At 42.4% G+C, this 24,710-nt stretch carries 20 protein-coding genes and 1 tRNA gene; 18 read left to right on the top strand and 3 right to left on the bottom strand.

The window, feature by feature from the left end; all coding sequences use genetic code 11:
• The first annotated feature begins 16 nt into the window (after nucleotides 1-16).
• From C4F40_RS16585 to C4F40_RS16630, 10 genes are all read left to right on the top strand, one after another.
• Nucleotides 17-1,174, top strand: coding sequence for an MFS transporter (locus tag C4F40_RS16585; RefSeq protein WP_196940541.1), 1,158 nt, complete (start codon nucleotides 17-19; stop codon nucleotides 1,172-1,174).
• A gap of 3 nt (nucleotides 1,175-1,177) precedes the next feature.
• Nucleotides 1,178-2,275: an ROK family protein gene (locus tag C4F40_RS16590; protein WP_196940542.1), complete on the top strand. Its 1,098-nt coding sequence runs from the start codon at nucleotides 1,178-1,180 to the stop codon at nucleotides 2,273-2,275.
• A 33-nt stretch (nucleotides 2,276-2,308) separates the two neighbouring features.
• Nucleotides 2,309-5,356 (top strand): SusC/RagA family TonB-linked outer membrane protein, encoded by a 3,048-nt coding sequence (locus tag C4F40_RS16595; RefSeq protein ID WP_196940543.1) that lies wholly within the window; start codon nucleotides 2,309-2,311, stop codon nucleotides 5,354-5,356.
• Nucleotides 5,357-5,366: 10 nt separating this feature from the next.
• The gene (locus C4F40_RS16600) at nucleotides 5,367-6,971 is read left to right on the top strand and encodes a RagB/SusD family nutrient uptake outer membrane protein (RefSeq protein ID WP_196940544.1); all 1,605 of its coding nucleotides are present in this window, start codon (nucleotides 5,367-5,369) and stop codon (nucleotides 6,969-6,971) included.
• 17 nt (nucleotides 6,972-6,988) lie between these two features.
• Nucleotides 6,989-8,131, top strand: coding sequence for a SusE domain-containing protein (locus tag C4F40_RS16605; protein ID WP_196940545.1), 1,143 nt, complete (start codon nucleotides 6,989-6,991; stop codon nucleotides 8,129-8,131).
• Between the two features lie 4 nt (nucleotides 8,132-8,135).
• Entirely contained in the window at nucleotides 8,136-9,332 is a 1,197-nt protein-coding gene (locus tag C4F40_RS16610; RefSeq protein ID WP_196940546.1) for a glycoside hydrolase family 76 protein, read from the top strand.
• A 5-nt stretch (nucleotides 9,333-9,337) separates the two neighbouring features.
• Nucleotides 9,338-10,522 carry a glycoside hydrolase family 76 protein gene (locus C4F40_RS16615; protein WP_196940547.1) on the top strand — a complete coding sequence of 395 codons (1,185 nt, stop codon included), beginning with the start codon at nucleotides 9,338-9,340 and terminating at the stop codon, nucleotides 10,520-10,522.
• Nucleotides 10,523-10,640: 118 nt separating this feature from the next.
• Nucleotides 10,641-13,004: a GH92 family glycosyl hydrolase gene (locus C4F40_RS16620; protein ID WP_231390101.1), complete on the top strand. Its 2,364-nt coding sequence runs from the start codon at nucleotides 10,641-10,643 to the stop codon at nucleotides 13,002-13,004.
• A 169-nt stretch (nucleotides 13,005-13,173) separates the two neighbouring features.
• Nucleotides 13,174-13,527 carry an ISAon1 family transposase N-terminal region protein gene (locus C4F40_RS16625; protein ID WP_196937956.1) on the top strand — a complete coding sequence of 118 codons (354 nt, stop codon included), beginning with the start codon at nucleotides 13,174-13,176 and terminating at the stop codon, nucleotides 13,525-13,527.
• Complete coding sequence (locus C4F40_RS16630) at nucleotides 13,520-14,503, top strand: ISAon1 family transposase (protein ID WP_196937955.1); 984 nt, start codon at nucleotides 13,520-13,522, stop codon at nucleotides 14,501-14,503. Before C4F40_RS16625 ends, C4F40_RS16630 begins: the two co-directional genes overlap by 8 nt.
• A 160-nt stretch (nucleotides 14,504-14,663) precedes the next feature.
• On the opposite strand, the gene C4F40_RS16635 is transcribed toward C4F40_RS16630, so the two are convergent.
• Both C4F40_RS16635 and prmC read right to left on the bottom strand, forming a co-directional pair.
• Nucleotides 14,664-14,736: transfer RNA gene (locus C4F40_RS16635), tRNA-Lys, on the bottom strand.
• 137 nt (nucleotides 14,737-14,873) lie between these two features.
• Complete coding sequence (gene prmC / locus C4F40_RS16640; RefSeq protein WP_196940548.1) at nucleotides 14,874-15,755, bottom strand: peptide chain release factor N(5)-glutamine methyltransferase; 882 nt, start codon at nucleotides 15,753-15,755, stop codon at nucleotides 14,874-14,876.
• Between the two features lie 221 nt (nucleotides 15,756-15,976).
• Here prmC and ribD point away from each other — a divergent pair, with 221 nt between their 5' ends.
• Nucleotides 15,977-17,032 (top strand): bifunctional diaminohydroxyphosphoribosylaminopyrimidine deaminase/5-amino-6-(5-phosphoribosylamino)uracil reductase RibD, encoded by a 1,056-nt coding sequence (ribD, locus tag C4F40_RS16645; RefSeq protein ID WP_390881658.1) that lies wholly within the window; start codon nucleotides 15,977-15,979, stop codon nucleotides 17,030-17,032.
• 43 nt (nucleotides 17,033-17,075) lie between these two features.
• The gene (locus C4F40_RS16650) at nucleotides 17,076-18,353 is read left to right on the top strand and encodes a DUF2851 family protein (RefSeq protein WP_196940550.1); all 1,278 of its coding nucleotides are present in this window, start codon (nucleotides 17,076-17,078) and stop codon (nucleotides 18,351-18,353) included.
• On the opposite strand, the gene C4F40_RS16655 is transcribed toward C4F40_RS16650, so the two are convergent.
• Nucleotides 18,350-19,003, bottom strand: coding sequence for an ankyrin repeat domain-containing protein (locus C4F40_RS16655; RefSeq protein ID WP_196940551.1), 654 nt, complete (start codon nucleotides 19,001-19,003; stop codon nucleotides 18,350-18,352). The two genes, C4F40_RS16650 and C4F40_RS16655, sit on opposite strands and share 4 nt — an antisense overlap.
• Before the next feature lie 329 nt (nucleotides 19,004-19,332).
• On the opposite strand from C4F40_RS16655, the gene C4F40_RS16660 reads away from it, so the two are divergent.
• From C4F40_RS16660 to C4F40_RS16685, 6 genes are all read left to right on the top strand, one after another.
• The gene (locus tag C4F40_RS16660; protein ID WP_196940552.1) at nucleotides 19,333-19,908 is read left to right on the top strand and encodes a UbiX family flavin prenyltransferase; all 576 of its coding nucleotides are present in this window, start codon (nucleotides 19,333-19,335) and stop codon (nucleotides 19,906-19,908) included.
• A 269-nt stretch (nucleotides 19,909-20,177) separates the two neighbouring features.
• Nucleotides 20,178-21,446 (top strand): dihydroorotase, encoded by a 1,269-nt coding sequence (locus tag C4F40_RS16665; protein WP_196940553.1) that lies wholly within the window; start codon nucleotides 20,178-20,180, stop codon nucleotides 21,444-21,446.
• Between the two features lie 4 nt (nucleotides 21,447-21,450).
• Nucleotides 21,451-22,122: a hypothetical protein gene (locus tag C4F40_RS16670; protein ID WP_196940554.1), complete on the top strand. Its 672-nt coding sequence runs from the start codon at nucleotides 21,451-21,453 to the stop codon at nucleotides 22,120-22,122.
• A 3-nt stretch (nucleotides 22,123-22,125) separates the two neighbouring features.
• Nucleotides 22,126-22,692 carry a DUF4199 domain-containing protein gene (locus tag C4F40_RS16675; protein WP_196940555.1) on the top strand — a complete coding sequence of 189 codons (567 nt, stop codon included), beginning with the start codon at nucleotides 22,126-22,128 and terminating at the stop codon, nucleotides 22,690-22,692.
• Between the two features lie 21 nt (nucleotides 22,693-22,713).
• Nucleotides 22,714-23,664 carry a glycosyltransferase family 2 protein gene (locus C4F40_RS16680; protein WP_196940556.1) on the top strand — a complete coding sequence of 317 codons (951 nt, stop codon included), beginning with the start codon at nucleotides 22,714-22,716 and terminating at the stop codon, nucleotides 23,662-23,664.
• A gap of 5 nt (nucleotides 23,665-23,669) precedes the next feature.
• Nucleotides 23,670-24,677 (top strand): glycosyltransferase, encoded by a 1,008-nt coding sequence (locus C4F40_RS16685; RefSeq protein ID WP_196940557.1) that lies wholly within the window; start codon nucleotides 23,670-23,672, stop codon nucleotides 24,675-24,677.
• Nucleotides 24,678-24,710: the final 33 nt, after the last annotated feature.

A 24,710-nucleotide genomic window follows, 5' to 3' on the forward strand; every position in this document is an offset into this window, starting at 1 on the left:
TTAACGCCCATACGCTATGCAATACAACCCAGAAAAAAAAACACCTCTCGTACTGATTCCGATATTTCTCAATTTTTTTATCATGGGATTTGTAGATATCGTCGGAGTAGCCACAAACTATGTGAAGAAAGATTTTGCATTGTCGGACACTATGGCCAGTCTTATACCGATGATGGTTTTCGTGTGGTTTGCCATATGTTCTGTTCCGACTGGAATCCTCATGGGTAAAATCGGCCGTAAGAAGACAGTAGCTGTTTCGTTGTTGGTTACGGCGCTCGCTATGGCTATTCCCTTCCTAGGCTACACCTACCCTGGAGTATTGCTCGCTTTCGCACTGCTGGGCATCGGAAATACAATTTTGCAGGTCTCGCTCAATCCGCTGATAGCAGCCGTCGTGCGAACGGAAAAACTGACCAGCACCCTCACAATGGGGCAGTTCGTCAAAGCGATTTCCTCGTTTTTAGGTCCTATATTGATAGGCGTTACAGCTACACAACTAGGAGACTGGCGTTTTACCTTCCTGTTTTACGGCCTGGCAACCATATTTTCTATTGCGGTGCTTTATACGCTGCATCCCGACGACCCGGTAAAAACCGTGGAAAAGGCGTCGTCTTTCCGACAGCTTTTTGCTTTATTGAAAGACCGGTACCTGATCAACTGCATCCTCATTGTGGTGTTGATTGTGGGCGTTGATGTGGGACTCAACACGAGTATACCCCAACTGCTTATTGACCGGGTGGCCATACCGCTGGAAGACGCTGCTTTGGGAACAAGCCTTTATTTTGCAGCGCGTACCATCGGAACCTTTGTTGGTGCACTCTTGCTGGTTAGGTTCTCTGCCAGAAAATTCCTGCGGGGAACGATTGTATTGGCTGTTTTTGCTTTTGTTGGTATAATGATTAGTTCCGCGCTATGGATATTACTGCTGTTTATTGTCCTAGTAGGACTTGCCTGCGCAAATGTATTTTCGATTGTGTTTTCCTTGGCGTTACAACATGATATGAAGCACGCAAATGAGATATCGGCATTGATGATTATGGGGGTTTCGGGTGGAGCCCTGTTGCTGCCTTTACAAGGTGTGATTACCGATAACTTAAATTTTACGGCAGGGCTATCTATTGTACTGATCAGTATGCTTATTATGGCTTCCATTTCCTTTAAATTCAAAAACTAACCTATGTACGACTACGATAACCGCATAGTACTAACATTGGATGCAGGTGGAACAAACATGGTGTTTTCCGCCATTCAAGCCAATAAGGAAATAGTAGCTCCTTATCGTTTACCAGCGTATCCTGATGATTTAAAAAAATGTCTTCAGACATTGGTCGACGGATTTACGCATATAAGGCAGCAGTTGCCTAAGGCGCCTGTAGCCATAAGCTTCGCCTTTCCCGGACCCGCAGATTACAAAAATGGGATTATTCATGATCTGCCCAATTTTCCCTCTTTTCGGGGAGGGGTTCCGCTTGGACCTTTCTTACAAGAACATTTCCAAATCCCTGTTTTTATCAATAACGACGGTAATCTTTTTGCCTATGGTGAAGCGCTGGCAGGTGCTTTGCCCGCGTTGAATAGCCGGTTGAAAGAGCTAGGCTACGGCAAAACATACCGCAACCTTATCGGGATCACCTTCGGTACCGGCTTTGGATCCGGAGTAGTAATCAATAATCATTTGTTGACCGGCGATAACGATTGCGGAGGCGATGTGTGGGTATTCCGCAACAAACTTTATCCGGAAAAGATTGCAGAGGAAAGTGTGAGCATACGTGCCATTACGCGGGTGTATCGTGAACGGGCGGGTGTCCAGGACGATAACTTAACACCGCAGGACATATTTTGCATCGCCGAAGGCGATGCCCCCGGCAATCGGGACGCCGCTCTAGCTAGTTTTGCCCAGTTCGGCGAGGTAGCAGGAGATGCCATCGCACACTTATTGACATTTGCAGACGGTATCGTTGTTATTGGCGGGGGGATTATGGGCGCAGCGAAATACATTATGCCCGCGCTGATCAACGAACTAAATTCCACGTTAAACACGTTTTCGGGAGATATCCTTCCGCGTCTGCAAATGCAGGTCATCGATGCCATGGCGGACGGCAGCGTAGAACGGGCCAGGACAGAAATGCAGCGAACCATAACCATTCCAAATACAACTAAGACAATAAACTACAACCCCCATAAAAGAACCTTCATCATGAAAACAGCGCTTGGAACGAGTAAAGCTATTTCATTAGGTGCTTATGCCTATGCATTACATGCATTGGGCAATTAGATTATAAATCGCTAAAGATTAAATTATGATGATATGAAAAATAAATTATCCATTATCAAGAGCCGGGGACAGACCTCCTCCTTCTTTGCCCAAAAACATACTATATTTCTTCGGTATCTCTTCTGCGTTATTTTAGGTTTACAAGCGTTTTCAATAGCTGCACAGGATGTTGATACTCCAGTGGAGGGCGTAATCGTTAATGCTTCCGGTGCGGCAGTTTCTGGCGCTTCCGTAAAGGAGCTCGGCGCAACCAATTCGACGCTAACGGATTCTGAAGGCCGCTTCGCGCTGAACGTGTCTTCATCCGATGCGACCTTAACGGTGTCGTACATCGGGTACCAGACACAAGAGATCGCCGTAGCAGGAAGAGCGAGTGTACGGATTGTTCTCCTGTCCAGAAGCGAGGAACTGGATGAAGTGGTAGTGGTCGGTTACGGCACCCAAAGGAAAATAAATGTAACCGGTGCAATATCTTCGGTAAATATGGAAGAACTGGAAGGTAGACCGGTTGTGAATGTTGTTGAAGCTTTACAGGGCACTACACCAGGGTTAACTATCCAACAAAGCAATTCGCAGCCTGGAAGCCGCCCGTCGATCAATATCCGCGGGATTAATACCTTGAATAACAATGATCCGATGGTTATCATCGATGGTATTCAGGGCGATATCCAGAACGTGAATATGGCGGATATTGAAAACATATCTGTATTGAAAGATGCGGCATCCGCTGCGATCTATGGTTCCCGTGCATCCAACGGTGTTATCCTCATCACGACGAAAAGGGGCAGCAAAGGATTGACACGCCTATCGTATGATTATATACATGCGGCACAGACACCGACTTTTTTGCCTAAGATAGTCGACTCGTGGGTGTATGCCGAACTACGGAACGAAGCACTCGTTAACTCGGGCCGACCAACGCAGTTCTCCTCGGGACAGATACGGAACTTTCGGGAAAACGGACCCAATGCCAATTGGATGAAAGAAATATACCGCAACAGTGCGCCGCAGCAGTCGCACAACCTGTCGCTTTCTGGTGGCAACGACAAGACGACGTACCTAATCTCCGGGGCTTATACCGATCAGGAGAGTATGTTTAAGGGGCCAGATTACGGATTAGAACGGTTTAATTTTCGTACCAATGTGGAAACGCAAGTTTCCGACCGTCTCAAGGTAGGTCTGTTGGCTGCCTATGCACGGAATACCGTGAAAGATCATGCTTATTGGACGGACTGGATCATTGAGCAGGCTACCCGTATGCCATCGATCTACCCGATAAGAAACGAAAATGGCGATTATACCTACCCAGGCGGTAGCAATTCGAATTCCTTGGCCCGCCTAGAGCAGGGGGGGCTACGACGCAGTGCCAACGACGATCTATCGGGTATCCTGAATGCCGAATTTAAGATTCTGGACGGATTGAAACTACGCGGGATGGTGGGCGCACAGTTGTATAACAACCGACTGAAAGAAAACCGCAAGTCGATTCCGGGATCGGGCGATCTGGAGAACCGCATGACAAATAGTTCACAGCGCATAGAGAACATCACCACTAATCTCGTCTTAGCATACGATAAGTCGTGGGGAGAACATATGTTCAACTCCATCGTCGGCTACTCTTATGAGGGCGGCACGGACAACCGTTTTGAAACGTTTCGGCTCGTCGACGAGTCCAATAGAGACATCATGGGGGGTGCACAGACGGCGAATACCGGTAACGAGGAGTGGCAGCACGAATGGTCGATCTATTCCGCATTTTTACGGATGAACTATAATTTTGCCGATCGGTACCTGTTCGAGTTTAATCTGCGTGACGATATTTCGTCTAAGTTCAGGAAAGGCAACCGTTCTGCCTGGTTCCCATCATTATCTGCCGGATGGAGGCTTTCCGAGGAAAACTTCTATCCCGAGGGTCTTAAAAACATCATGCCGTCCGCAAAGATCAGATCATCATGGGGTCTGGTCGGTAACAACCGCATAGACGATTATAGCTACCAGGCCACGGTTAATGTCACGCAGGGATACAACTTTGGTAATACAATATATCCAGTTGCCTCCTTTGATGCTGTTAATCCGGATTTACGCTGGGAAACCACGCAGATGTTTAATGTAGGGGCAGACCTGGGTTTCCTGAACAATGCGCTGACCCTTACGGGGGAGTATTATGTGAATGATACCTACGATATTCTCATTGAAATCCCTGTTCCAGGTATGTTTGGCGGTGGTACACCGATACAGAATGCAGGTAAAGTGCAGAACAAGGGATGGGAATTTGCGGCACGTTACCAGTTTAACACGGGAGCGGTAAATCATACCATCTCCGCAAATGTATCCGATAGCAAGAACAAGGTAATCGACCTCAAGGGGACGCAATGGATCAATGGGTCGGATGTAAACACTGTCGTACGCGAAGGCTATCCGATTGAATCTTACTATGCATACCGTTGGGACGGATTCTTCCAGTCGGACAGCGAGGTCGCACAAGGCCCCCATTTGGATGGGATCACACCGAAACAGGGCGATCTTCGCTACCTGGATAAAAATGGCGACGGTATCGTGCGGGAAGATGACGATCGCTTCGTACTGGGCAATCGATTCCCACGTATGTTATATGGTTTCAACTACGGTGCAGGATGGAAGGGTGTAGATTTCTCTATGTTCTGGCAAGGGGTCGGACAACGAAAAGTATGGTTGAGAGGCGAGTCTGTGGAAGCTTTTCATAACAATAACGAAGGACCGGTTTTCGATTTTCATGTAGATCGATGGACACCCACAAATCCAGATGCGGGGTATCCGCGTCTTACTGTAGGAGCAGAATCGGCAAACAACGCCGCAAAATCCAGTTTTTGGATCGAGAACGCGGCCTATCTGCGCCTGAAAAACATACAATTGGGCTATACGTTTCCACATAAATGGACCGAAAGGATTTCGTTAAATCGCCTTCGTGTTTATACCAGTGTGCAGAATGCGCTGACCCTAACCGATATGAAAGGTGGATGGGATCCGGAGACTTCCGATGGTGGCGGGCGTATCTACCCCGTAAACCGGACCTATTCGGTCGGCTTGAATCTTAACTTTTAAACGTACCATTATGAACAAGCACCTATTAAGATATACCATAACAACAGTTATCACATGCATGCTTTTTGCATCATGCCACGATCTAGACCTTACGCCACACGATAGGGAGACGGATACGGAGTATTGGAATAAACCCGAGTCGGCCTTGTATTCGGTTAACAGATGTTATCAGGGGTTGAACAATGCCGATGAGGTTTTGTATTCCGATGTGATGACGGATAATGCCTATACCAAAGTATCGAATACCCATAATCAGGCCATCGGAAATGGAACATTCTCCACGGCTGATAATTATGTGCGCAGCGTATGGGACTACCGCTATAGCGGTATCCACCAATGTAATCAGTTGCTTAATAATCTGGATCGTATCCCCGGACTAAGTGACGAGCTACGTAACCGGTACAGGGGTGAAGCGACTTTTATCCGCGCGTATCATTATTTTGAGCTCTATTCTAAGTTTGGCGATATACCCTACTTCACGAAAGTGATCTCCATCGAGGAATCCCGGACATTGGGCCGCACTGCTAAATCGGAAGTGGTCAATAACCTGCTGGGTCAGCTGTCTACGGTTATTGATAACAATTACCTGCCGCCTTCATACGATGAACAGAACACCGGACGTGTAACCCGTTGGGCGGCCATGGGCCTGAAAGCACGAATCCTGCTATTTGAAGGGGGAGAACGATACAAGGAGGTTACGCCCCTAACGAATAAGATCATGTCAGAGGGAGGCTTTTCGTTACACGGTGATTACGAACAATTGTTCACCATTCAGCACGAGAACAATACCGAAGTGATGTTAGATGTACAATACAAACCCGTTGATCGGGAACATCAGGTCCAGTACCATTTTCTGCCACCCTCGTTGGGAGGCTATTCACAGCTTTCTCCGCTTCAGGAATTGGTCGATAATTACCTGACACTGGATGGCTATCCCATTGATGAAGCGCCTTCGTCTAGTTACGACCCGAGCAACGCCTTTGCCAACCGGGATCCACGCTTGGAAGCGACCATCATCTATCCGGATAATTCCTACACTTTAGCCAATGGTTCGGAACACGTTGTCGACAGTCGGCCGGGCGTTTCTCCCGATGGATTCGGCTTCTCGTCTGATGCATCGGCTACCGGTTATTACATCAAAAAGTATTGGGACAACACCTACCGTTCTAACCTCATGTCGGGGCTTAATATCATCTTAATGCGTTATGCGGATATCCTGCTAATGCATGCCGAGGCACTGGCCGAACAGGGACAGTTGAACGAGACGGAATGGAACCGCACGATACGGCCGATCCGTGCTAGGGCTGGATTTACGGATGCACGGGCGTTGGCATACCCTACAGGTGGTAACCTGAGGGACATCGTGCGCCGGGAACGCCGCAGCGAACTAGCACTCGAAGGGCTAAGGCAGAAGGATATCATCCGCTGGCGGATAGCGGAGCAGGTACTGAACGGATGGACTCATGGAATCTATACCGGCGATGCAGTGGGTACGGATAACGGCTTTGTACGCGTAGAAAATCGGAAGTTCGATGCGTCTAAGCATTATTTGTGGCCGATTCCGCAAAATGAACGAGATCTAAATAGCAACCTCTCACAAAATTCACCATGGTAACTTTTAAATTGAATAGCATGAACTATTTATCTTTATCCATTATAGCAGCCCTTCTATTGCTATTGAACGGCTGCTCCAAAGAATACCAGCTGTCCGCCGATTTTACAGTACCGACTGAATTATCGTCGCCCGAGAAAGTCCAGTTGGATGTTACCTCGTCCAATAATATCGCTTTATCTTGGAGTGGGGGTGCGGCGGGCGACGGATCCTATGTGTTATACGAAGTGGTTTTCGCCAAAAAGGGGACAGATTTATCGCAACCTGTCGAGCGGATTAAAAGTGATTTCGGTGCGGAACCGAAACTGACACTTACCCACGCTGCGCTGAATGCCATTGCGCGCAAAGCGGGTATAAAGCCGGGCGAGACCGGAGAACTGTCTTGGTCAGTACTGACCTCGAAAGGCGGAGACGTGAGACCCACCGATCTAGCAAAGGACATTGCTGTAACCCGCGGTGAGGGAATAGACAACATGCCGAACAACCTGTATTTGTATGGCGCGGGTAACGAAAGCAATGGCACCGAGGGTTCGCTATTTCGGGAGGCCTCGGATGGCATCTATGTGATATATTCTAAGGTAGCTGGAAATGGCGACCTGGAATTGAAGGGAAAAATCGGTGAGGACGAATTTGGGTATTATTTGGACGGTGCAAAGCTCAAGGAAGGTGCAGGGACGATCAACCTCGCTCCAAATGCCAACCCCTACCGGATTACCGTCGATTTTAATACGCTGTCTGTAAAGACCGAAGTGATATCGAATGTACGCTGTATTTGGGGCGCCACTTACGATGTGATCGGGCAGTTGGCCTACGTGGGTGGTGGCAAATTTGCAGCTCAGAATACAGCGATCCGATTTATCGATCCCAGTAAGCCGGAAACCAATCCGCCAGGATGGCTAAGCTGGATAGAGGAAAGATATTATTTTATCGCCGCAGTGAATGGTGCGGACAAGTGCTGGGGACGAATGGATGGGGTAAGTAGTGAACGACCTACCGGCGGTGAGCCGCTATCATTCTACGAAATTGGGGAATTTAACTGGAGCCAGTGGGATCACTTATGGAAAATGAAAGGTGACCTCAATTCGAAAAGAGCCACCATTACGATAAATACAAATAAGGAAAACCTGATGATACATGAATTTTCTACTATTACAAATTTATAAACCGATGAAAAAGATATGCTATTTACTGTTAATTGCGTTTATCAGCACAGCATGTGATGATGGATCAGAGCCTTATGTAAAACCGGAAGATAATAGACCGCCAACAGAAGCGGTAAATTCGCCAGCAAGGGCCAAAGAAATTTTTGATCTTATCAATCAATATTATAAAGCGGGAGACCTATACAAAGAAAATTACCCGATGCAGTCCGGAGACGCTACGTATTCCTTTCTATGGCCTTATGATGCTGTCGTAAGTGGGGCATCCCAACTGCATCAATTGGGCTATGATGTCCGATACAACGAAATTGTTTCGGGATTCGAAAAATATTATAGGCAAACCGCACACGGTAACAATATAGGCGGATATGGATCTTCTACCAACGGCAGTACGGGTGGTGGAACACGTTTTTACGATGACAATTCCATCATCGGGGTCAATTTAATAGAGGCTTATCATATCACACAAGACGTAACCTACATTGAACGTGCAGCCCGGATTGTACCATTTTTGGAAAGCGGGATTGATGATCAGTTGGGCGGTGCGTTGTGGTGGAATGAAGATTATCGATACAATCCGACATTAGCAGATGCCAATAAGCCCACATGTTCAAATGGGTACGCGGCACTTTTCCTACTCATGTATTATGAGGTCTGTCCAGCAGCAGAAAAACCGCGTGTGCTAAAGTTAGCAACCGATTTATACAGCTGGTTGCGTACCAACCTGTATGATCCAGCAACAAAATGTTATTGGAACGATAAAAATGCGAACGGTACGATAAATACGCGGTTGTGGACCTACAATGCGGCTGTCATGGTGCAAAATGGCATACGGCTCGCGGAAGCTACCGGAAATAGCCAGTATCTGGAAGAAGCAAAAATTACAGCGCAAGGGGCTTATGATTATTTCGTCAAAACCCGTAATGGAATACTGTCCTATACCGAGACCGATCCCTGGTTCAACACAAAATTGTTGCGTGCTTATATTGATTTAGCGGCGCACGATGATAGGGCCAAAACGTACATTAATACGTATTACAATTTTATAAACAATGGGTATAAAAAAGCCCGTACCGATATTGGTTTCTTTTATGAAGACTGGACTGGCGGCAGCCCAGGTCGATATTACTCCTTGCTCATGCAAGGCGCTGTCGTTGAATCGTATGGTGCTTTAGCCCTATACAGCGGAGAAACTAGAAATTGATGAATATGAAAGAAAGATTGTCATTGGTTTTCGCCCTCTGTATGTTTATGACCGCCATGCAAGCACAGCAAAAAGATAGTTATCTCCAGCGGGCTGAAGAAACATTTGGACTCGTATGGAATAAATATCGGGTACCCCAGCATGGATTATTCGCTGAATATTATCCCAACAGTTATAAACCGGACCTCACGTATTTCCAGGACGAGGGGCATAGGGCTAAGGAGGTATCCTACCTGTGGCCTATGAGTGGTGTGTTTTCATCAGTCAACATCCTAATGGAGCTAGATTCGAATGCCTATAAACCATATCTTGATTCCATGGTAATAGCAGTGGAACAGTACCTGGATACGACCCGCATTCCCTATGGATACCAAGCTTACCCATCCAAATTTGAGACGGTAGATCGGTATTACGATGATAACGGATTGGTCGGTATCGATTATATCGATTCTTATACCATAACAGGAAATGCATCGTACTTAGCGAAGGCGCAAGAAGTGATGACGTTCATTGAGAGCGGATGGAGCAAGGATTATGGCGGGGGCGTCCCTTGGCTGGAAGGAGTACGTGACCAAAAGCCGGCCTGCAGTAATGGTAAGGCGACGGTGCTGGCGTTGAAGATCTATCAAGCTTCCGGCGAAGAGAAATATCTGCAGTATGCGTTAAAGTCGTATGATTGGATGATGGCTACCCTCCGCGACGAGGCGCTGGATATCATATGGAATGCCTTGCTCATACCGGATGGGACGGTAAGGGGGCGTACGACAACGGAAGTACAGCAGCACGCCTATACATATAATACCGGCACCATGATCCAGTCGGCAGTGAGACTATATAACGTGACCGGACAGCTTAAATATCTGGAAGACGCGCGCGCATTAGCAGAAGGTTCGTATGCATACTACTTCAGCTATACTGCGGATGGGATTCCATATGTCAAGGATATACCGTGGTTTACGTTGGTGTTGTTTAGAGGTTATCAGGAGCTGTATGAGATAGATCGAGATCCAAAATATGTGAATGCGGTAATCGAACGTGCAGACTGGGCATGGGAATATGCTCGCGATCAAGAAGGTTTGCCCTGCCCGGATTGGACAGGTCGAAAAGATGAGCATAAGACGCCGAAATGGTTATTAGATACGTCCTGTATGGTAGAATTGTATGCGCGCATCGCCCAGATTAAAGAATAAGGCAACCGCTTAAGATTCAATAAATCAGCGGAGTGATCTCACGAACAAATTTGAAAGTAAATACAACCGACTAAGAATATTTAAAATAAAATAACGAAGTTATTAATAATTTATACAGATGAAAAAAACGAATCTACTTTTACTACCAACGGTCTTATATATGCTTGTTTTATCTTGCGTAGGAAAAAAGGAAACGGTAGAAAAATTATCCGAATACGTAAATCCCAACATCGGATCCGTACATAGTCGGTGGTTTTTCTATACACCTGCAGCTGTACCTTTCGGGATGGCAAAACTGGGCCCATCAACGAATGGCTCCTATGGGAACGCAAACGGGTGGGAAGCCGTAGGATATGAAGATAATCATAGCTCTATCGAAGGGTTTGCCTGCTTTCACGAATTTCAGATAGGTGGAGTCATGTTGATGCCAATTGTTGGTGCATTGAAAACCACGCCAGGGACACTAGAAAAGCCAGACGAGGGCTATCGATCTTTATTTAAAAAAGAGAATGAAGAGGCTACTGCTGGATTTTATGGTGTCTTACTCGATAAGTACAATACCAAAGTTGAGCTTACGGCATTAGATCGTGTCGGTTACCAGCGGTATACGTTTCCGAAATCGGATGAGTCCTATGTTTTATTCGACATCGGAAACCGGCTGGGCGAAAGCGGTGCTATCGAAGATGCTTATATAAAAGTGGTTGATGATACGACCATAGAGGGATACGTTATCACTAAACCGGAATATGTCAAAAAATATCAGCCGGAAGCCACTGTGCACATGTATTTCTATGCCAAGCTGAGTAAGCCTTTTGCCGAAGTTAAGACGTTTAAGCGCGGAGAATTGGTCGGTACAGCGAAAGAAGTAAAAGGTATAGGAGCCTGTCTGGCTGTAAAATATACGACCGGTGAGGAGGAACAGATTACGGTGAAAATCGGTCAGTCTTACACGTCGATCGATAATGCGAGACTGAACTATGAGACGGAAGGCTCGGATCTGAATTTCGACACGGCAAAAGAAAAGGCATCAATCAGATGGAATGACATGCTTGGACGGATTAACGTAGAAGGTGGCCGCCAGGAAGATAAAGTGAAATTTTATACCGGTCTTTACCACGCCTTGCTCGGACGTGGGCTGGCCAATGATGTCAATGGGGCGTACCCTAAAAATGATGGCACCATCGGTTATCTTTCGATGGATAAGAGCCGGCCCACGTTCAACTATTACAATAGCGATGCAATCTGGGGCGGATATTGGAACCTTACCCAATTATGGGCTTTAGCCTATCCGGAATATTATTCGGATTGGGTACAAAGCCAGTTGTTGGTGTATAAAGAGACCGGATGGCTGGGTGATGGCATTGCGAATAGCAAATATGTTTCGGGTGTTGGTACGAACTTCACTAGTCTTGCTATTGCTGCTGCATATAATTGTGGGATACGGGACTTCGACTACGATCTCGGTTATGAAGCTGCGTTAAAGAATGAGATCGATGGGCACAACCGCCCTGCCGGTGCAGGTAAGTTAGATGTCGGTGCATTTGTCGACCGTGGCTACTGCCCGTATATTCCAAGCGATGATTACTTTATCACCAAGCAGGATGAAGGATCCGTGTTTGGTGCGTCGCACACCATGGAGTATTCCTTTAGCAGTTATGCAGTGGCGCAGTTCGCTAAGCATTTGAATAAAGAATCCGATTACCAACGTCTTTCTAAAATGGCTTCAAATTGGGAAAATCTATTCGATTCAGAAACTGAACTTATCCGACCCCGTACACTAGATGGGAATTTTTTGAAAAACTTTGATCCCATGGCGGCCTGGGCGGGTTTTCAGGAAGGTAATGCCATACAATACACCTTTTATGTGCCGCACGAGCCGAAGAAATTAATAGATAAAGTGGGACAGCAGGTATTTAACAATCGCTTGGATAGCATTTTTATTAACTCGCAAAAAAACATGTTCGGTGGTGGCAAAACAGTAGATGCATTTGCTGGTGTACATGCGGCGTATAACCATGGTAACCAGCCAAATCTACACGTATCCTGGTTGTTCAATTTCTCTGGTAAGCCGCATTTAACACAGAAATGGGTGCGAACAATCTGTAATGAATTTTATGGTGTCGATGGACTCCACGGCTATGGCTATGGTCAGGATGAAGATCAGGGACAGCTTGGTGCCTGGTATGTAATGGCGGGAATGGGGTTGTTTGACGTGAAAGGCTTAACACAGATCAATCCAGAATTTCAGATCGGTAGTCCTATATTTGATCGTATAGAGGTGAAGTTAAATAAGAAATATTATAAAGGCGATAAGTTTGTTATTGACGTACGTAACAACGCTCCCGAAAATATGTATGTGCAATCGCTCAACGTAAATGGTAAAGCACAACAATCAGTAGCTATACCATTCCAGGACGTGGTAAACGGAGGAATGCTGAAAATAGAAATGGGAATGGAGCCAAATCATGATTTAAAGCAGTAGAATTTCCAAACTCAAATACTAACTAATATGATACGTTTTCATTTTATTCAATTACATTGGGTATAGGCTGTGAATATTCCTCGTTGATCCCGCTGGGATTGGGGATCAAGCTGAATCTTTGGGGAGAGATAAATAAATTCTTAGTTTAGCAGTCTTAAAACATATTACCTTGCAAGACGCTGAACGTAGACTATTGGCCTTATTAATGCCCGAAGGGCTGTTAGATTATTTCGATATCATGGAAGTTGTCCAGAAGGACAAAGAACTTCACATCCATTTGGATGAAAAAAATATTGCTCCTTCAGGATATGAAAACACTAAACTAGCATCCAAGGGCTTTATGCCTGTTTCAGAGATTAAAGACTTTCCGATTCGGGGTCAGAAAGTTACTCTTCACATTAAACGCAGGCGTTGGACGGTGTCAGATACCCGGAAAATCATTACCCGGGATTGGAACCTGGTTCGTGAAGGTGCTCGAATGACTACGGAATTCGGGCTTTTTTTAAAGGGAATATTTGGATAACTATCCGATCAGTGCCCATCTTCTTGGGCTTCTGTTTCAGCTGGATGGCAAACAACTTCAAGATCAGTATAAGAATCACTTGAGCGACTTTCATGATTGGGACCAAAAACCTCATGCGGAGTACTGGACTGTATTTCCTGGCAATATATCCCCACAGCTCAGTATTGATGAAACCAGTTTTAGCAATGGCGAACTTTATACTATCGTCACCAGCAAAGCCTCCAAAGGCAAAAAGGGGACTATTCTAGCCACCATTAGAGGAACAAAGGCAGAAGATATTATCACCGTATTAGAGCGTATTCCACTCAGGCTAAGAAACAAAGTTAAAGAAGTAACGATGGATATGGCTCCCAATATGGCAAAAGCTATCCGTAGGTGTTTTCGGAATGCTCGAAGGGTTATCGATCGGTTTCATGTACAAAAACTTGCTTATGATGCTGTTCAGGAACTTCGTATCAGATACCGCTGGCAGGTGTTAGATGAGGAAAGTAAAAAGATTGCCCAGGCACGTAAATGCGGTATTCCTTATGACCCTGGAGTGCTATCCAACGGTGATACCCTTAAACAATTGTTGGCAAGGTCTAGATATCTGTTATTCAAGCATCCCACAAGATGGACCGAGAGTCAAAAGCACCGGGCAGAACTCTTATTTCTACGATTCCCTCTTCTCAAAAAAGCACATGATCTGGGAATAGCATTGGGAGATATCTTCCAGAAATGCAAAGACAAGAAAGTCGCTTTTACCAAACTTGGTCTATGGCATAATCAGGTAGAAGCTTCAGGAATAGCATCTTTTGAAAGCGTGGCCAGATCTATCGCTGCCCATCATCCCTATATCCTACATTACTTCGATAACAAAAGTACAAACGCTTCTGCAGAATCCTTTAATGCTAAACTAAAAGCATTCAGAAGTATCTTCCGTGGGGTTAGAGATACCCAATTCTTTCTTTATAGGGTAATGAAATTATATGCTTAAAAAGGATTACCCCCCAAACTTTCGGTATGATCCGGGATTGGCTCAGCCACACGTTCCCCAGACACAAACCTTGAGCCTTCTTCGGATCGAACCCAGCCCAACCCTTCGTTCGAATCTTACGGAAACAAAAAAGCCTCACTTTTCAGTGAAGCTTTTTTTGTGATCCCGCTGGGATTCGAACCCAGGACCCATACATTAAAAGTGTATTGCTCTACCAGCTGAGCTACGGAATCCTAATCCTGTGATGAATTATCCTTCGTTGTTTGAAGTGATGCAAAGGTAGAAAAATCTACGATATAGACCAAATGAAATGGTTTTTATTTTGTGGAAAAGATATTAAGTGTTTGTTTTTCAGTTTAAAAAAAACAATCTATTTGCTAATTTTTATAGGAGATGGTTGTTTTTTTGCACTAATCATACGGTCTGAACCATTAATGTCTTTTAATATATTTATCTGTGTAAATCCTTTTTTGCGAAGTAGAGAGGTGGTTTCACTACTTAGGTACTGATTGATCTCGAAATAAAGTGTACCAGTTTCCTCAAGGTGCGCTAATGCAAAGTCGGAAATGTAATCATAAAAAATCAATGGAGCGCTACCTTCAACAAATAAGGCGAGATGCGGTTCAAATGCAACAACATTTTTGTGCATCTTTTCTTTCTCTATTGGCGTAATGTAAGGGGGGTTACTCACGATAATGTCAAAACGTTCGCCATTGGTAAACAAAAATTCCCATTCTAAAATATCCGCACGAATAAACTGGATATCTGCTTCTTGTTTTTTTGCATTTTGTTTTGCAATTAGAAGAGCTTCGGATGAAATATCTATAGCCCAAATCTGTGGATCTCTTAAATGTTTAGCAAGACTTATAGGGATACATCCAGTGCCTGTTCCAATATCTATGAGACGTAACTTTTTCTGTGTGCCATGGGATTTTACGATTAAATCGACGAGTTCTTCAGTCTCTGGTCTGGGGATCAACGTATGTTCATTTACATTAAAATCGAATCCATAAAAGTGTGCACTACCGGTGAGATGCTGTATCGGTTTACCTGATTTTAGTAAATCGAGCATTTCAGTCAATTGACGCTGTTGGTCGGGTATAACGATATTGTTTTTGTTCAGGAGAAAATTTGGCCTTTTTTGCTGGGCGACATGTTCTACCGCTATATGAAAAATTGCCTTAATTTCCGTCGAATCATATAGATCAGATAATTCGTCCAAAAATACTTGTTCTATCTCACTCCATTTCATGATACAAACATACAATGATTCTACATTATCTACGTGTTATTTACTAAGTTTGTTATCTGAAATATGTATGTTTTCGGAGTCGTCAGCACTGGATATTCCACGCCGTAGTGAATAGGTTTCGCTAAAAAGCGAACGGAGCTTGCGAACTCATTAATACTTTTGAGCATAACACGAATGAACAATATTCTTAAAGATTCACACTAATGAATAAACATATCCCGATAAATAGGCATGAATGTTATATGAAAAGATGTTTAGATCTTGCTGTGTTGGGAATGGGAACAGTAAGCCCTAACCCCATGGTGGGTGCAGTCATCGTATGTCATGATGCTATTATTGGAGAAGGGTATACCTCTCCATACGGTGGGCCACATGCAGAAGTCAACGCTGTACAGTCTGTGATTGCAAAATACGGGACGGAAAAAGCACGACAACTATTCGCCACTAGCACCATCTATGTGAGCTTGGAGCCCTGTGCACATTTTGGGAAAACTCCGCCTTGTGCGGACATGTTGATAAGTTGTGGTTTACCAAAAGTTGTGGTAGGATGTTTAGATCCCTTTTCTAAGGTAAATGGTTTGGGGATAGAAAAGCTTCAGTTGGCCGGAATAGAAGTTGTCACAGGCGTTTTGGAAGAAGAGTGTCAATATATGAATCGTAGATTCTTCATGCAGATAAACGAAAATAGACCTTATGTGATTTTAAAATGGGCCGAAACGAGCGATGGATATTTTGCACCGGCGGATACAGTTCAGCGTTGGATAAGCAATGCAGCTAGTAAGCAATTAGTACACAAATGGCGGAGTGAAGAGGATGCTATCTTGGTCGGGAAGAATACGGCACTAATTGATAATCCAAGTCTAACGAATCGATGTTGGACGGGCAAATCTCCCAAACGTATTCTGATCGATAGAGATCTAGATATTCCTGCCGATTATCACCTGTTGGACCAGTCTACCGAAACAATTGTTTTTAACGCCGTTAAATCGGAATGGCATACCAATCTCAAATATATCGAGATAGAAAATTTTGACCTGTACCTATCTCAGAGTGTTTTGTATCAGTTGTATCTGATGGACGTGCAGTCTATTATTATTGAAGGTGGTGCTAAAACTTTACAGATGTTTATCAATGCTGGTCTGTGGGACGAAGCACGGGTTTTTGTGTCCGAAGAATCTTGGGGAGTTGGAATGGTTGCTCCAAAAATAAATGGCGCTTTAGATATAAAATTGCAGGTCTCCGACGACCATTTGTTGGTCTATCGTCCAATTCTTTAGTAGTTTATTTTAAATTTACACATTAAAAAGGTAAATTTAAACCATGTCATTTCCAGAAGAGTTACTTCACTTCATCTGGCGTTTTCGCTTATATAACCAATTAGATTTAAAAACTTCTGATGGAGAGGCGTTGCGGGTGGTCGAAATAGGACAGTACAATGTTAATGCCGGCCCCGACTTTGAATTCGCATGTATCCGAATTGGCGATGTGTTATGGTATGGTCATGTAGAGATTCATATTAATGCCAAAGATTGGGGAAAGCACGGTCACTCATCTGATCCCGCATATGATAATACGGTATTGCATGTGGTATGGAATAATGACTTTTCTGTACTGAGATCCGACGGAACTAAGGTTCCCTCCATATGTTTACAACCTTATGTAGAAGAAGGAAGATTGTTGAAATATCAATCTCTTATGCAAAATCTGAATTGGATACCCTGCGAAAATCAAATTTCTCAAATTAATGACATTGTGATTTATCCGTGGTTAAAGCGACTTACCGTAGAGCGGTTGGCGGATAAGTACGACTATTTTTTAAAAATGATTCTGGAAACTAAACAGGATTGGGAAAGTGTGTTGGCTATTGCATTGGGAAGAGCGTTTGGTATGCGGGTAAACGCAAAAGCTTTTGAAAAGTTGATGTCTGATGTGGATTTGCTTTTGTTTCAAAAGTATCAAAATGATGATATAAAGACGAGTAGCTTGCTTTTTGGAACCGCCGGTCTATTGAAGCGCGATGTGAATGACGATTACCCCAAAGCGCTGCTATCTGAGTTCGAGTACTTGAAGAGAATCCATAAATTACAACCGATGCGGACAGAGGAGTGGAAATTTTTGAGGATGCGGCCATACAATTTTCCCACTTATCGTATTGCACAACTGTCGGCTTTATTGTGTCATAAAGCATATTGGTTTGAATTTATATTAAGGGAAGATAGGCCGACCATCTCGACTGCAATTCAATCCTTTGAACTGGAGCGATATTGGAGAGATCATTATAGGTTTGACAAACGTACAAAAATTCATTCTATCTCATGGTCTAAGGATTTTATATCCCATCTTTTTATTAATTGTTTCGTACCAATAGTATTTGCTTATGGTAAGTTTTACAACATAGAAAAATACATGGAGAAGGCTATACAATGGTTAGAGGAAATTGAAACGGAAAACAATTCCATTATCACACGATTCAAAAAAATGAGTTTGAAATCAGATACTGCTGCCGACTCGCAAGCTTTGCTGCATTTGAAAAATAACTATTGCGATACAAAAAAATGTTTAGAATGTGCTATCGGTGTTTCTCTTTTAAAATACTAGCCCACTTTTAAAATCTCCGCTATTTCATGAAAACCTTTTTCTGCGGCCAAATCTGCTGCCGTAGCCCCTAGATCCGTAGTGATGGAAATATCTGCGCCTTGTTCTAATAATAAAATAATCAGTTCAATATTGCCATGTTGAGCGGCCAAATGTAGCGGAGTAATACGGGCAGTTTGTATTACGTTTACTTCGGCTCCTGCTTCAATAAGCATTTTGCTAATTGCCGCGTGGTTGATACTTAGTGAAGCGTGCAATGGATGTACATTGTAGCCATTTTGCGATGGTATATTTGGATCTGCGTGATGGGCTAACAAAATTCTTACAATATCTTCTTTCCCAAAATGTGCTGCAATACCAATAGGTGTAAAGCCATGAGACGAAATTTCATTAATTACATCTGTTTTTTGTTCGACCATCATTTGAACATGTTGAGCTAAGCCCGCTGCACATGCTTCATGGATGGTGATCGACGTAATGTATTTTAAAATTATCTGTACAATTTGTGATTTGTGATAATAACAGGCCAATAATAAAGGTGAAATATCATGGCTTGTATTTTCTTTAACCAAATAAGGGTTTTTACTTAGTAACAAATCTAAATCTTGAAAGTTACCCGTTTCAATATATTCCTCTAGTACTGTTAAGCTCATTTTCGAATTTCCTGTTTTAGCTCCGAAATAAAGAAAAAAATATGGATTCGACGCAAATTGTGAGTAAAATTTCTTTTGTGGATTAATAATGCTACGATTTGAGTTCTTAGCTAAAGATCTCTTATATATACTACGTAAAACGTAAAAAGTGTATTTTATGTAGTATTCAAACTACAAATTTTTAATTTTAACGATCAAAGTGGCGGTGAAAGGTTGCAAATAAAGAAAGGTTGCGTACTTTTGTAGAGCCCTCCCCAAGGGCATGTTTTTCATAGGTAGATGTAGGGTCGAATTTTTCTTATTCGACCCTTATTTTATAGCTTTGTTCCATGAAACGAAAAATCATAGTTGCGATCACAGGAGCATCGGGGTCAATTTATGCAAAACTGTTGTTGGATAAACTGAGTCTGCTGACGGATCAGGTAGAAGAGATAGGTGTTGTTATGTCGGATAATGCGAAGGATGTCTGGAAATTTGAATTGCAGAATGAAGCGTTTAACACATATCCCCTCGTTTTTTATTCAAAAAATGATTTTATGGCTCCTTTTGCTTCGGGATCTGCGAACTTTGATACGATGATTGTTTGTCCTTGTTCGATGGGGACTTTAGCGCGAATAGCAAACGGTATCTCTTCGGATTTAACTACTCGCGCCGCAGATGTTATTCTGAAAGAAAGAAGAAAATTAATTCTTGTCGCGAGAGAAACCCCCTTAAATGTAATACACTTACAAAACATGCTAGCAGTAACCCAAGCAGGCGGAATTATTTGTCCGGCTAGTCCGTCATTTTACAGCCAACCGAAAGGCATGGAAGATCTGGCTTCGACAGTAGTGGACAGGGTTATCTCTTTGGCTGGTCTTAAGATCGATAGTTACGAATGGGGGCAGGACAGGAATAAACTATAATAAATACACTTAAAATTAAAGTATTTTGTACATTTGTTTTTTAATGGAGCAATTTGATTTTTCGACGTTTTCGGAAAGAAATCTTTTATTAGCGCAATACGCTAAACCACTTTTTTTTTCTGAAAGTGTTTGCCTTCAATGGCCATCAAGAACCTTCCCGAAACTTTCATGGATGTGGGTACGACTGCGAGCCGTGAAAGTTTTTTTACGAAATGGCTTCAGTTTCTTTGTATTAACTAGCAAAACTTAATTTCTAGCATATTATATCCATGAATACGATCTTAATTACTTCTGCAAAATTAATTTTACCAGGGCATAGGTTTCATCAACAAGAAGTTGATGTGCTGATAAATAAAGGTAAAATTGCGGATATAAATAAGAAAATTAAACAACCTGATGAGAAAATTCAGGTTATTGCAGGCAAAGGAGCAGTATTAGCACCTGGTTTTTTTGACTTGAATGTAAATATCGGTGAACCGGGGTGCGAGACAAAAGAAGATTTGCAGACGGGTACTGCCGCTGCTGCGGCAGGAGGGTTTACAGGTATTGCTGTTCATCCGAATACTAATCCTGCTATTCAAAGCCGATCGGAAGTTTCGCTAATTGTGAATCTGGCTAAAGGTAATCTTGTAGATGTATATCCAGTTGGCGCTGTAAGCAAAAAGCGAGAAGGCAAGGAGATGGCAGAGCTTTATGATATGAAGCTAAATGGCGCGATAGCTTTTTCAGACGGTAATCACAGTATTCAGCAAGCGGGATTAATGGGACGGGCATTATTGTATGCTCGTGGATTTAATGGGTTAGTAATATCTTTTGCACAAGACGAATCTATCGCCGGAGGTAATCAAATGAATGAAGGTGTGATGAGTACATTCTTAGGTATGAAGGGTGTCCCGAATTTGGCAGAGGCGTTGATGGTTTCGCGTGATTTGTATCTGGCTGAGTATAATGAAGCACCTATTCATTTTACAACTATTTCCACAGCGGAATCAGTCGATTTGATAAAAAAGGCGAAGGCCAAGGGCTTGGCAGTCACCTGTGATGTAGCAGCTCATAATTTGGTGTTTACAGATGACAATGTAGAGGGGTTTGATAGTAATTATAAAGTGAATCCTCCTTTACGTACGCATAAGGATGTAAAAGCATTGATAAATGGTCTTAAAGATGGTGTGATAGATACCATAGTTTCTCAACATACCCCGCAAGAAATTGAGTTTAAAGCTGTTGAATTTCAGATTGCAAAAAATGGCATTACTGGTTTACAAACGGTGTTGCCGATGTTGCTTGAAGCCGGGCTGAATGAAGATCAGATTGTTGAAAAATTAGCGATAAACTCACGTAAAATAGTGGGCTTAAAAATACCTAACTTAGCAATAGGTGAGGAGGCTAATGTAGTTTTATTTAGTTTAGAGGATACCTGGGAGTTTAACGATAGAACAAATAAATCGAAGAGTCGGAATAATCCGTTTTTCGGCCAGACTTTAAAAGGAAAAGTATTAGCAGTAATAAATAATAATCAAGTGGTTATTAATAATTAGTATTATGGATATTAAAGTAAAAAAAGCAGCAGAGGCAGGGATTAATTCCTACGCTGCCCTTGAAAAAATAGATGCAACAGCGTTTCAAAAAGCGCTCGAAGTTGCGTTCGATTCGGAAGCTAAATTCATGGATAAGGTTGAACAGGTAGATGCTGTGTTTGACGACTATCAATCTTTTGAAGAACTTCGGGAAGTGTTTTTCGATTTGTTAATGATCAATTTTTTTGCAGAGGACGTGCAAAAACTGGAAGAGGATTACCTTGACTCTGAAGAGTGGGAGGCCATAGAAGAAGATACGTTAGATAGGGGTACAGAATTGTTAAATGTATTTTTATACCTCAAAGAATGTGCGGACGATAAGATTGCTCCAGAATTAGAAGACTATTTGAAAGAATTCTTGTTGGTGGAAGAGGATGAATTTCAGGATGAGTATCGAATCTATGAAAAAGTAATCGCAAATCAAATCCTTGTTGAAAGTGATTATTCTGAAATTGCAAAAGTATCTACTACCGTACATGATGAAGATGAATTATATGAGCTTTTTAATCCTATAGTTAGTTTCTTCTACGAACCAAACCCTTCGTCTGATCAACTTGCTGAGTTTACTAGCCACGCTTCAAATAAATCACTCGAGACGGCATTATATCAAATCATTAGCCGTTTTAATCAACAGTAGTTTATGAATGATTTAAGTACGACGGAAAAAAAAAACGGATTGATATATGGGGCAGTCGTAGGAGTTATATCTATAATCCTTTCCATTCTGAGTATTTATTATACTCGAAATGCGGAAACTTATTCTAACTTATATGTTGTCAGTACAATATTGAAGATAGTTGGATCTATAGCTATACCTGTTTTTTTTGTATACCTACTTAGGCGCAGTAGTGGCGGAGATTGGGTGTTTAGCAAAGCACTTAAAAGTATCTATATCCTTTTGGCCGCTAGTATAGTAGTTAGTTCACTCGGCCTTACCATTTATCAGAAGACCATGGATAAAGTCTTGTTGGAAGAAAGTTACCAAAATTTGATGAACTTGAAAATAGTAGAGATGGAAGAACAAGGAGCTACTAATGAAGAGATAGATCAACAAATGGAGGTTATCGAACAGGATCGCGAATTTGCGTTTAGTTCGATGACTTTTAGAAATACCATTCCCCCAATTTTTATCAGTTTATTGTTGAACTTTATTTTTGCTTTGATTTTAGCTTTATTGTTTAAAAATAATACACAAAAAATTAACTAAGCGATTAATTATAGATCTTTTATGGATATTTCGGTAGTTATACCTTTATATAATGAAGCGGAGTCATTGCCCGAATTGACGGCATGGATCCAACGGGTGATGGAGCAACATAGTTTTTCATACGAGATTATTCTTGTAGATGATGGAAGTAAAGATACTTCGTGGCAAGTAATAATGGATTTGAAAAAGAAAAATGAACAGATCTCTGGTGTTAAGTTTCGGAGGAATTATGGGAAGTCGGCTGCACTCAATGTGGGCTTCGTTGCAGCTCAGGGAGACGTGGTTATAACAATGGATGCAGATTTGCAGGATAGTCCTGATGAAATTCCGGCGCTTTATGATCGAGTGAAAAACCAGGGTGCGGACTTGGTGTCGGGGTGGAAGCAAAAACGATATGATCCTCCAACAAAGACGATACCTACTAAATTATTTAACTCGGTAACGCGCAGCATGTCCGGGATCCACAATCTCCATGATTTCAATTGTGGATTGAAAGCCTATCATAAAGATGTCATTAAAAGCATTGAAGTCTATGGTGAAATGCATCGATATATTCCAGTATTGGCCAAATGGGCAGGATTTACGAATATTCAAGAGCAGATAGTACAGCATTATCCTCGGAAATATGGAACGACTAAATTCGGTGCAGGAAGATTTTTAAAAGGATTTTTAGATCTACTATCTATATTTTTTGTTGGCAAGTTTAGTAAACGTCCAATGCACTTTTTCGGTCCTATTGGAGTAATTAGCTTTTTGATCGGATTTTTCATTACATTTTATTTGATCTGTGAGAAGTTAATGAGTATAGCGCAAGGAACACCCTACAGAAATGTAACAGATCAACCCTTATTCTTCTTGTCTTTGTTGACCATTGTGATAGGTACGCAATTGTTTTTGACTGGATTTATCGCGGAACTAATAGCTAGAAATAGTTCGGAACGAAATAAATATCAGATCGAACGCGTAATATAATCAGTATGTTTTTTTCCATTGTTATTCCTCTTTACAACAGGCCTCAAGAAATTAAGGAACTTTTAAAATCTTTAGTTTCTCAGACTTATGGTAATTTTGAAGTGATCGTCGTGGAAGATGGATCGATGGATTCGGCGAAAGAGATCGTGGAATCATTCTCTACCGATCTCCAAATTAATTACGTTTTCAAGGAGAATGAAGGTCAAGGATTTGCACGTAATTACGGATTTGAAAAGGCAAAGGGTGATTATTTTATTGTCTTCGATTCCGATATTATTGTTCCTGCTGAATATCTTTCTATAGTCTTGTCTAGTATTCAAAAAAATAACTGGGATGCATTTGGAGGTCCGGACGCTACCCATTATTCTTTTACTCCTATTCAGAAGGCTATCAGCTATTCGATGACAAGTCCTTTTACGACAGGTGGAATACGAGGAAATAAAAGGCATGTAGGGCAATTTCATCCACGCAGCTTTAATATGGGGATATCCCGCGAGGTATGGCAAAATACAGGAGGGTTTAAACTGTCTAGGCGTTCGGAAGATATTGAATTTAGTATTCGAATGATCGGTAACGGATATAAAGTTGGTCTAATTCCGGAAGCATTCGTGTACCATAAACGGAGAGCGAATTTTACACAGTTTTATCGACAAACATATTCATTTGGTAAAGGAAGAATAGATATTGCGCAATTATATCCCGACGAATTGAAACTTATTCACGCACTTCCTTCTTGTTTTACTGTCGGCGTTATCGGATTACTGATTTTAAATTTTGTTAACATCCTTACGTTCGATGAAATCGACCTATTACATTATTTAGCATTGATTGGAAATACATTAGTCTTGTTTTTTTGTGGAATTTTATTCGTACATAGTCTCTGGGTGACTAAAAGTATTCGTGTGGCGATATTGTCGGTTTTAGCATCTTTTATACAATTGATAGCATATGGGAGCGGATTTGTTCAACATTATATCGATCGTGTTGGGTTGAAAAAAAATACAGTACGGTAAACTTTTGTTTAAAAAAATAGGATTAGTATATTT

Source organism: Sphingobacterium pedocola, from assembly GCF_015209965.1.
Taxonomy (GTDB): domain Bacteria; phylum Bacteroidota; class Bacteroidia; order Sphingobacteriales; family Sphingobacteriaceae; genus Sphingobacterium; species Sphingobacterium pedocola.